Origin of the sequence: Streptomyces sp. W16 (assembly GCF_033194735.1) — a bacterium.
Lineage (GTDB): Bacteria > Actinomycetota > Actinomycetes > Streptomycetales > Streptomycetaceae > Streptomyces.
This window is the reverse complement of record NZ_JAWOAI010000381.1, coordinates 1-9,926: the sequence shown is the minus strand read 5'-3', so window position 1 is coordinate 9,926 and position 9,926 is coordinate 1. Positions and strand designations below refer to the sequence as shown.

The window sequence follows — 9,926 nt, the reverse complement described above, 5'->3', positions numbered from 1 at the left end:
GCGACGTGGCCGCGGTCGGACGGCCCGCCGAGGCCGAACTGCCGCCCGCCGCAAAGCCGTTGGGCAACGCCCTGCCGCAACGCATCGACATCCCCGACCTGGCCGTACAGGCGCCGGTCGTGGCCCGCGGCCTCGACGCGCAGGGCGCGATCGACCCACCGCCCTTCGACCAGGCCGGCGTGGTCGGCTGGTACGACGGCGGGGTGCGGCCGGGTGCCGCAGGGACCGCGCTGATGGTCGGGCACGTCGACACCGAGACCCGGCCCGCCGTCTTCTACAAGCTCAGCACGCTGCGCCCGGGCCGCACCATCCGCGTCGTCCGCGACGACGGCAAGGTCGCCGAGTTCACCGTCGACGACGTACGGGTGCTGACCCGCGCCCACTTCGACGCCCAACAGGCCTATGGCACAAGGCAGTCGGGCCGCGCCGAGCTGCGCCTCATCACCTGCGGCGGCACCTTCGACCGCGCCGACCGCAGCTACACGGCGAACGTGGTCGTGTCCGCCTACCTCACCGGAACCGGTTTCTGACATCACCTGGCCCGGCCGACGACTCGCTCCCCCCGAAGCCGCCGACCGGGCTGGTCCTCGACCGCGCACGCACGGGCTGCGGGAGTAACCCGGCGGACGGCGCGGGAGGTCTGTGAAACCAGTGGTGGAGGATGTGGACCGGCCGGGGGCTAGGGCCTTCGGGAACGACTCTAGAACGAATGAGCGCCCGGGCCTAGAGGGCGAATGACGCCATGTCCCGATGTGGTCGCTCCCTGTCATATGCACAGGTGGTCGACGCCGCTACGGAGTCCTCAGTTCGGAGTCCTCGACGACCCGGTCGATCACCGACCGCGCGACCCGGTCCAGCGGCAGCCGGCGCCGCCGCGCGTACCCGCGCAGCGCGACGAACGCCTCGTCGGTACCGACCTGCCAGCGCTCCGCGAGCATCCCCTTGGCCTGCTCGATCCGTACCCGGCTCGACAGCGCCTCCTGCAACTGCCCGGCCAGGGACTGGTATTGGGCATACGCGCGATGGTTCTGCAGGCCCAGACCCGCCGCGTCGGCCAGCGCCTGAGCCACCAGCAACTCCCAACGGCCGCCGTCCGGGCCGCTGTTGGGCAGCGTCGACACGAACACGTTGAGCGCACCGAGCAGCGCGTCACGGCGGCGTACCGGCACCGCGAAGGTCGCCACGACGCCGTGCCGCAGCGCCCGTTCGGTGAACTCCGGCCAGCGGGCGGCGGCATGGGCCACCCCGATCGACACCGGCGGTACGGCACATCCGGAGCCGTAACTCTCCAGACAGGGCCCGCCACCGTGCTGGGCCGCCAGCAGATCGAGCGCCACCTCCTCCCGATGGCTGCTCCCGGCCAGCGACACGGACTCCCCGCCGTCGATCAGCATCACCCCGGCCGTCCACGCGGACAGCAGCTCCACGCAGTGGTCGGACAGCCGGCGCAGATAGTCCGCGGTGTCGAAGGTCTCGGTCAGGGTGTCGGCCGCCTCCACCAGCGCCGCGGCCAGCCGGCCCTCCCTGGTCGTGTGGTGCATGACGGCCACCTTCCCCCTGCCCCTGGGCCGAGCGTCTACCCAACGTGGCGGGGCTGTAACAACCGGCCGACAACATCCGGGCGTTCTCGTGGGCGGCACGCCACGTATGTCACGATTGAGCCTTGGATCGGTACAGCCAAGGGGGAGTTGGATGTACGGCAGCCAGGGGACCCCGGTCCCCTTCGGCACGCGGGCGTCGGCACTGGTCCTGGGGGCGGCACTGCTCCTCGCGGGATGTTCCTCGGGAGGCGGGGACAAGAAGCCCGACACGGGAGCGAAGATCACCCAACAGCCCGGCGGCACCGACCCGATCTGGGTCAACCCGGACACCAACGCGGCCCGGCAGGTCGCCGCCTACGCCAAGGCAGGCAAGACCGCCGACGCCGAACAGATCAGGAAGATCGCCGAGCAGCCGACCGGCGAGTGGATCGGCCCGGAGAACCCGAAGGCGGAGGCGCAGGGCTTCACCGAGGCCGCCGACAAGTCCGGCCGCACCGCGCTCCTCGTCCTCTACAACATCCCGCACCGCGACTGCGGCCAGTACTCCCAGGGCGGCGCGGGCGACGGCGACGCCTACCGCGCCTGGATCGACGCCGTAGCCCAGGGCATCGCCGGCCGCTCCGCCACGGTGATCCTCGAACCGGACGCCCTGCTCCACCTGGTGGACGGCTGCACACCCGCCCAGTACCAGGACGAGCGCTACGACCTCCTGGACTACGCCATCACCAAGCTCAAGTCCCTCAAGCGGACGAAGGTCTACCTAGACGCCGGAAACGCGGGCTGGGGCCACCCCGACGAGATCTACCAGCCCCTCCAGCGAGCGGGCATCGCCAAGGCCGACGGCTTCGCGGTGAACGTCTCCAACTTCTACTCCACCGCGGACTCCATCACCTACGGCAAACAACTCTCGGCCAAGACCGACAACAAACACTTCGTCATCGACACCAGCCGCAACGGCAACGGACCGTATACGGCCGGCGACGAGGACGAGAACTGGTGCAACCCCCCAGGCAGGTCCCTCGGCGAAACCCCGACCACAAAGACAGCAAACCCCTTGGTGGACGCCTACTTGTGGATCAAACGCCCGGGCGAGTCGGACGGCGAGTGCAAGGGCGGCCCCAAGGCGGGCGATTGGTGGGCGAGTTATGCCTTGAAGCTGGCGCAAGCATCAACCCCCTAAGGGGCGCGGGGAACTGCGCGCCCAGCCCCCACGCACCCGCACCCAACCGACAACCCTCTACGGCACCTTGACCCACACAGCCTTACTCGGCGTCCCCTGATCGTCATCCACAAACAGCATGTACCACCCCGACTGCACCAGATTCTTGTCCTTCGGCACAGCCACCGTGATCTTGTTGCCCGCGGTCTTGAAGTCCAGCGCAATAGACCGCTGATCAACATCCGTGACATGCGTGGACGCACTGGGCCGAATCAACCGCACCTTCTTGATCGAAGAAGCATGCTGCGAGGTGAACGTCCCCGACGAACCCCGCGCAATCGACGCCGGCCCCCCGGACAGATCCGGCCGTGAATCCCGGTACAGATACGGCGGCGTATAGATCTCGATCCGCTGCTCGAAAACCCCCGGCTTCGTGTTCGCCTTGTCCGCGTACAACGAATTGGACCCGAAGAACATCACCCGCCCGTCCGGCAGCAGAATCGACCCGGAGTGATAGTTCCGCCCCACCAGTGGATCGGCCATCTCCTCGAACGTGTTCGTGTCCGGGTGATACAGCCGCGCCTGAAGGATGTCGGAGTCACTGCGCCCCCTATAGTCCTCCGACCCGCCCGACACCAGCACCGTGTCATCAGGCAGGATCGACGTCTGCGGATACCGAGTCCCCTTCTCCAGCGAGGGCCCGTCCACGAACTTGGGGTTGGCGTCCTTGAGATCGACCAGCCGGGTCTTGTTGGTCGACAACTTCGACTCACCGACACCCCCACCCCCGATCACCATGTACTTCTCGTCCTGCGCCGGAGCGAGCAGCACGGTCGCCGAGGTCTCCATCATGTTCGGATCGCTGAGCCCGGGAATCTTCGTGAACTGATTGGTGTCGACGTCCCAGATCCCGGGATCACGGCCCACGTTGGCGGGCCCGTAGCCCGCGTTGGACCCCGAGTAGAACAGCTTCCCGTTCTCCATCAGGAACAGCGCCGGATACGTGGGGAACTGCCGCTTCGTCTTCGTGTACGTCCACTTCTTCGTCGCCGGATCGAAGATCTCGTTCTTCCCCGGCACCAACTGCCCGATGTCGTCGAGCCCGGAGACGCTGAGCACCTTCCCGTCCGACAGCGTCGTCAGCGTGGGATACCAGCGCGCCTCGTTCATCGGATCGACCTTGATGTACTTCTCGGCGACCGGATCGAACTCGTACGCTTTCTTGATCCCCTCGAAGTCCCGTTTGTCGAGCCCGAACTTGTTCCCGATGCCGTAGGTGTTGCGCTCGTCGGCGCCGGTCAGCCCCTGGACGCGGTAGTTGTCCTGGGTGCCGGTCTCGTACTTGGTGCCCTCTTTGGGCGCCTCGACGACGACCCGGGCGTAACCGGGGTTGTTCCGCAGGAACTTGCCGGTCTTCTTGTCGAACACCTTGGTCGCGCGGGGGATGAGGACCGAGTCCGTGGAGACGAAGGACTTGCCGTTCGCCTTGCCGGTGAACTTGGTGCCCTGGGGCAGTGTCATCGGCTTGTCGGGGTTCTCGTTGTAGAGAATCATCACGCCCCCGGCCTTTTTCACATCGCCCTTGAGCTTCTCGTACTTCTGGGTGCCGCCCGCGATCAGCAGGTTGCCGTTGGCGAGTTGGGTGTGCCCGGTGCAGAACAGGTCGGCCGGGGTGGGCACCTTCTTGATGGTGCCCTTGACCGGATCCCAGATCCGGGTGTCGAACTTCTTCGCGTTGAAGTTGTCCTGGTTGTTGCCCGACCCGGCGATGAGCAGCACCTTGCCGGTGCGCAGCAGTGCCGCGTGGATGGTGTCCTGCCGGTACTCCTTGGGGAACTGGATGATGTCCCAGTGCCCGTTGTCGGCCTTGTACTCGGGCTTGTTGATGACGTACTGGTGGTATCTCTCGGTGCCGAATCTGTACAGCCAGGGCCCGTTCATCCCGGCCAGGGCGATGACGACCACCGTGCTGATCGCGAGTCGACGGGCACGGCGCCGGCCGGCTTCCTTCATTCCTTACGTCCCCCCAGTCCACCGAGCGCGATCTGCATCGTCTGCTCGCTGCCACCGCTGTTGCCGGCCGATGCCGCCCAACTGGGCTTCTGCTGAGGTACATGCGAGGCCGGCACCGGCTGCGGCGGCGGGACCGCGTCCTGCGGTTCGACCGGCAGGGCGGACGGCGGCTGCTTCTTCTCCTGGCGCAGCATGTAGCGCCAGGCGAGGATCGGTGACGCGGTGATCAGCAGGGCGAACGTCGCCCAGGTGATCATCGCCGGATGGGAGTGCCCGTTCTCGAACCCGGCCATCAGCGAGCCGCCGAAGATCAGGATGAAGAACCAGTGCACCCGGAACGTCCCGAACAGCGTGTCGGGGCTGGCCGAGTCGCCCTTGGGCGTGACGACGAACTTGCTCTTGCGGCGCAGTACGGCGTCCATGAGCGAGCGGGCGTATATCGGCGCCGACAGCGCCGACATCACCATGCCGGCGACCCCGCCCGACCCCTCCGGTTCGTGCGGGGAGACGTTGTGCCGCCGGTTCCAGATGTAGAGGCCGATCTGCAGCGCGGACGCGTTGCCGTAGAGCATCAGCCACATCGTCGGGTCGATGTTCACACCCGAGGCGCCCAGACCCAGGAACAGGGCGCAACTCAGCGCCGCCAGGATCCAGTTGAGGGCGGACATCGGGTAGAAGATGATCATCATGGTGTAGTTGAAGAGCTTGCCCGGAGGCATCGAGAAGAAGCCCTTCCAGTACTGCTTGAGGATCGTCTCGTACGTCCCCCGGGACCACCGGAGTTGCTGCGTGAAGAAGTCCGTCCAGGCGCTGGGCCCTTCACCGACCGCGAGCACGTCCGGTGTGTAGACCGACTTCCACTTCTTCCCGGTCGCCGGGTTCTTGGCCCGGTGCATCTCGAATCCCGTGGCCATGTCCTCGGTGATCGAGTCGTACAGCCCGCCGATCTGCTGAAGTGCCTTGATCCGTACGGCGTTCGACGTGCCGACGAACATCGGCGAGCCGTAGCGGTTGCCGGCCCGCTGGATCAGGGCGTGGAAGAGGAACTGCTGCGACTCGGCGGCCTTGGTGACCGGGGTGTCGTAATTGCCGTACACCTGGGGGCCGATGACGAAGCCGACGTCCGGGTCGCGGAAGAAACCGAGCATCCGTTCCAGGTAGTTGGGCAGCGGCACATGGTCGGTGTCGACGGAGGCGAAGTAGTCGTACTCGCCGCCGTGCGCCTCCAGCCAGGCGTTGTAGTTGCCGTGCTTGGTCTTCGCGCGGTTGGGCCCCTTGGGCCGGTTCCACTTCTCAATTCCCTTGCGGGTGAAGTGATGTACGCCGAGCCGCCCGCACACGGCCTTGACCTCGGGGTCGTCGCCCTCGTCCAGCAGCCACACATGCAGAAGCCCCCGGTGGCGCAGCCGTACGGCTGCCTCCAAGGTCTTCGTGACCATCTCCAGGGGCTCCTTGCCGGGCACGAACGTCGTGATGAACGCGACTCTCGTGCCGGTCTCGGGGACCACCGGGACCGGGTCGCGGGCGACCAGCGTGGCGTGCGCGTTGGACAGCACGTTCATGCAGCGGAAGAACTCGATCAGACCGATCGCGACCAGCATCACGATGTCCAGCGCGGGCAGGAAGTCGTAGGCGGGATAGTCGCGTTGGGTCCAGTGCTTGGGCTGCATCAGCCAGCCCAGCAGGATCAGGGAGAGCAGCGGCGCCGCACTCAGCATCAGTGCGGCGCGGACGCGGTGCGTCTCCTGAGACAGCAGCGACCGGTACTGGACCTTGTACGGCTTGTCCGGGTCGGGCTGTGTGAGGGGTCCCGCCAGGCGGCTGTAGTGCTCGTAGTCGTATCTCGGAAGTGTCTTCTTGATTCGGCGGAAGCTGCCGGTCCGGTGTCCCGGGACTCTTAGTTCGGTGGTTTGTGACGGGTCGAAGCCCTGTCGGGCGCCCGTCGGCGTCGACGTCATGAGTCATCCCCCCACACGCGGAAGCGCGCGTGTTTGTTTGTCTCGGCCGCCCGTCAGGGTCCCCCTCGACCCTCGACGGGCGTGTCAGTGGTGGCCACAGTCACCACACAGTCCACTCACAGAGACATGTGACTGCGACCGTCCGGTTGCGCGATGCCCCCTCCGACATCTGTTCCAGGGCGGGGCCCCTCCTCCCCGCGAAACCGCGCAACCGGTTCCGTACCCCCTCAACTGCCGTGTACCGACAGCATCTTCAAAACCAGGGTTCTACGGTGTTCATCTTGATCGCAAGACACGAAACGCGCTGTTTACCGGTCATACGCGTTCATTGGGGCGTGTGTGGGGATCATGTGGAGTCGTTGTGGACAGCCTTGTGCGCACGTTGTCGAAGTGTTCCCTTATGGCCTTCTCGGCGCGTTTCGCATCCCCGGACCGGACCGCGTCGAGGATCTCCCGGTGTTGGCGGCAGGTGACCTCGGGGTCCTGCGGGCCGGCCGCGAGATCGGTGTGGACGCGGTGGAAGGCGTCCCAGAAGGCTTCCAGGACCTCACTCAGCAGCGCGTTGTCCAGCCCCCGGTACAGGGTGGCGTGAAAGGCGCGGTCGGTGGCCGCGAGCCCGACCCCCTCGGCGGCCTCCCCCTCCATCTGCCGTACCAGCGCGTCGAGTTCGACGAGATCCCGCTCCGGCAGCCGCCCCGCGAGCCGGGCGACGAGCCCCGACTCCACCGCCTCCCGCAGTTCGAGCAGCTGCAGCAGACTGTCCTCGCCGCGGTAGTGCCCGACGACGGTACGGAACGCGAGGCCCTCGACCATCGGCGCGAGCGACATCGGGCCGACATACGTCCCGAACCCGTGCCGGATCTCGACGATCCCCATCGCCTGGAGGGCCTTGAGTGCCTCGCGCACCGAGTTCCGGCTCGCGCCGAGGAACACCATCAGCTCGGGCTCGGTCGGCAGCGGCGCCCCGGAGGGCAGCCGACGGTCGAGGATGAGCTTCTTGATCCGCTCCTGCAGGTCACGGGCTGCCATGGCGAGAGGGTATCCGGCCAAACGGGGGGAGAGCTGTGTTCCGCCCGCACGGATGTTCCGGCCGCCCGGTTGTCTCCGCCCATGCAAAAGGCCCCCCGCGGTGCGGAGGGCCTCCGGCATTGCGAGGGGCTTCGGGCGGCTCGGCTTTTCGGCCAGGGTGTCACCGCGGCGCCGGGGCAAGGGGGTGTGGGTGGCGGAGCCCCCGCCATGCGCGGCGAAGCCGTGCAAAAACGACGGTGGCGAGACGGTTCGCGTTTTCCGCGAACATGCCTCGCCATCGCTAGCGTGCGCCGCCAGGGACTCGAACCCCGGACCCGCTGATTAAGAGTCAGCTGCTCTAACCAACTGAGCTAGCGGCGCCTGCTGACCTGCACAACTCTACCGGATGCCCAGGGGTGCTCCTGACCACCCCCGGACGGGCCCCAGCGGGGCGCTGTACATCATTCGGACCGTCAACATGCGAGTCCGGAAGACAGTTGAGAAACTGGCGGACGTGCACGAGCGCGGATATTTCCACCTGGAGTGTGAGGGGCATCGCATGGAGACTCCGGTATTCGAGGAATTCGATCCCGCGAGCGATTGTGATTGCCCGGGATGCGTTCACCGGCGGCGCGCCCTGCCGCATTCCCCGACCGGCCGCACCGGCGGCCACCCCACCGCCCAGCGGGTTCTCGTGGTGGCCGCCGCCGCGTCCGCGACCCTCGCCGCCGGGCACGCCGTACCGGCCCTCGCCACCCCCCACACCCTCGCCCGCCCCGGCGTCCCCGCAGGTGACACGGGTGACGAACCCGCCACCCCGCAGGGCACCAAGGCCCCGCTGCACGGCCCGAGCGGGAAACCGGCGAAGCCGGCCGGTGCGGTCAAGGCGCCCGCGACCAACCGCGCCGAGATCATCAACCGGGCCAAGACCTGGATCGCGGCGCAGGTGCCGTACAGCATGAACGAATACTGGTCCGACGGTTACCGGCAGGACTGCTCCGGGTTCGTCTCCATGGCCTGGGGGCTGCCGGGGAACGAATGGACCGGCAGTCTCGACCAGTACGGGACGCGTATTTCCAAGGAGGAACTGCAGCCCGGCGACATTCTGCTGTTCCACAATCCGGAGAATCCCGAGAAGGGCTCCCACGTCGTCATTTTCGGCGGCTGGACCGACTACACGCACACCTACTACATCGCCCTGGAGGAGACCCCCTCGCACGCCCGGCGCCAGTCCACGCCGTACGCGTACTGGAGCCACTCCGCCAACTACGTCCCCTACCGCTACAGGGGCCTGACGGAGAGCGCGGGGGAGGTGACCCCGAAACCCGCGGTGCCCCCGGTGACGCCGGCCGGCGCGGTCACGCCGAAGACGTCGTACCCGGGAGCGGTGTATTTCGGCCCCGGGGCCAACAACAAGTACGTCGCCCAGCTCGGCACGATGCTCGTCGCCCGGGGTGCCGGCGCCTACTACACCGCGGGTCCCGGCCCGGCCTGGTCGGACGCGGACCGGCGGGCCACCCGGGCGTTCCAGCAGGCCCAGGGCTGGACCGGCGCGGACGCGGACGGCCTGCCGGGACCGCAGACCTGGGAACTGCTGATCACCGGCAAGGGCAGGAACATCGGCGGCGCGATCGTGGGAGCGGCGGGCCCGCCCGCCCCCGCCTCGCACGGCGTCCCCGGCTACCCGGGCCGGGGCATGTTCCGCCCCGGCGCCAACAACAAGTACGTCACCCAGCTCGGGAAGCAGCTCGTGAAGAAGGGGTTCGGCAAGTACTACACAACCGGTCCCGGTCCCCGCTGGGGCGAGCCGGACCGGCGCAACGTCGAGGCCTTCCAGCACGCCCAGGGCTGGCGGGGCGGCGCGGCGGACGGCTACCCGGGGCCGGAGACCTGGCGCCGGCTCTTTTCCTGACCACCTGTTACCACCCGTTGTGACGCATCTGGCGCGGAGGCTGGAGGCAACCGTGAGTACGACGACCACTTCACAGACGCCCGAGAACAACGAGGGGCCGCCCGAGGGACAGACCCGTCCCGCGCGGCTCATCCAGAACGAGGCGACCACCGAGATCCCCGTCCACCTGCTGTTCCGCGACGACCCGGACCCGGTGTCGGTGCCGCTCAGGCCCGCTGTCGTGGCCCGCCGGCAGGGCACCGGCGAACAGCCCCGCTTCCGTCGCCCGGTCCCGGCCAAGCCGCGCCCGGCACCGGAGGTCGACCCCGACCTGGTGGAGCGGCCGGCCCGGGTGC

General features: G+C 67.8%; 7 protein-coding genes, 1 tRNA gene and 1 pseudogene. 4 read left to right on the top strand and 5 right to left on the bottom strand.

The window, feature by feature from the left end; genetic code table 11:
• The coding region (locus R6V09_RS36675) for a class F sortase (protein WP_317885797.1) at positions 1-530 on the top strand (530 nt) is incomplete at its 5' end.
• Between the two features lie 261 nt (positions 531-791).
• On the opposite strand, the gene R6V09_RS36670 is transcribed toward R6V09_RS36675, so the two are convergent.
• Positions 792-1,541, bottom strand: a complete 750-nt coding sequence (locus tag R6V09_RS36670; RefSeq protein WP_317885796.1) for an ANTAR domain-containing response regulator — start codon at positions 1,539-1,541, stop codon at positions 792-794.
• A gap of 151 nt (positions 1,542-1,692) precedes the next feature.
• Here R6V09_RS36670 and R6V09_RS36665 point away from each other — a divergent pair, with 151 nt between their 5' ends.
• The gene (locus tag R6V09_RS36665; RefSeq protein ID WP_317885795.1) at positions 1,693-2,721 is read left to right on the top strand and encodes a glycoside hydrolase family 6 protein; all 1,029 of its coding nucleotides are present in this window, start codon (positions 1,693-1,695) and stop codon (positions 2,719-2,721) included.
• Between the two features lie 57 nt (positions 2,722-2,778).
• Here R6V09_RS36665 and R6V09_RS36660 read toward each other — a convergent pair whose 3' ends face one another.
• The 4 genes from R6V09_RS36660 to R6V09_RS36645 form a co-directional block, all read right to left on the bottom strand.
• Positions 2,779-4,713, bottom strand: a complete 1,935-nt coding sequence (locus R6V09_RS36660; protein WP_317885794.1) for a kelch motif-containing protein — start codon at positions 4,711-4,713, stop codon at positions 2,779-2,781.
• Positions 4,710-6,671: a glycosyltransferase family 2 protein gene (locus tag R6V09_RS36655; RefSeq protein ID WP_317885793.1), complete on the bottom strand. Its 1,962-nt coding sequence runs from the start codon at positions 6,669-6,671 to the stop codon at positions 4,710-4,712. Before R6V09_RS36655 ends, R6V09_RS36660 begins: the two co-directional genes overlap by 4 nt.
• 315 nt (positions 6,672-6,986) lie before the next feature.
• Positions 6,987-7,700: a FadR/GntR family transcriptional regulator gene (locus R6V09_RS36650; RefSeq protein WP_317885792.1), complete on the bottom strand. Its 714-nt coding sequence runs from the start codon at positions 7,698-7,700 to the stop codon at positions 6,987-6,989.
• 286 nt (positions 7,701-7,986) lie between these two features.
• Positions 7,987-8,060, bottom strand: a tRNA-Lys gene (locus R6V09_RS36645).
• Between the two features lie 178 nt (positions 8,061-8,238).
• On the opposite strand from R6V09_RS36645, the gene R6V09_RS36640 reads away from it, so the two are divergent.
• Positions 8,239-9,591, top strand: coding sequence for a peptidoglycan-binding protein (locus tag R6V09_RS36640; protein WP_317885791.1), 1,353 nt, complete (start codon positions 8,239-8,241; stop codon positions 9,589-9,591).
• A 52-nt stretch (positions 9,592-9,643) separates the two neighbouring features.
• A pseudogene (locus R6V09_RS36635) lies at positions 9,644-9,926 on the top strand (SPFH domain-containing protein); the annotation flags it as partial.

Excerpts from the sequence above, each read along its gene's own strand:
- R6V09_RS36670 (WP_317885796.1), bottom strand. The coding sequence starts at position 1,541 with ATGCACCACACGACCAGGGAGGGCCGGCTGGCCGCGGCGCTGGTGGAG.
- R6V09_RS36665 (WP_317885795.1), top strand. The coding sequence starts at position 1,693 with ATGTACGGCAGCCAGGGGACCCCGGTCCCCTTCGGCACGCGGGCGTCG.
- R6V09_RS36660 (WP_317885794.1), bottom strand. The coding sequence starts at position 4,713 with ATGAAGGAAGCCGGCCGGCGCCGTGCCCGTCGACTCGCGATCAGCACG.
- R6V09_RS36655 (WP_317885793.1), bottom strand. The coding sequence starts at position 6,671 with ATGACGTCGACGCCGACGGGCGCCCGACAGGGCTTCGACCCGTCACAA.
- R6V09_RS36650 (WP_317885792.1), bottom strand. The coding sequence starts at position 7,700 with ATGGCAGCCCGTGACCTGCAGGAGCGGATCAAGAAGCTCATCCTCGAC.
- R6V09_RS36640 (WP_317885791.1), top strand. The coding sequence starts at position 8,239 with ATGGAGACTCCGGTATTCGAGGAATTCGATCCCGCGAGCGATTGTGAT.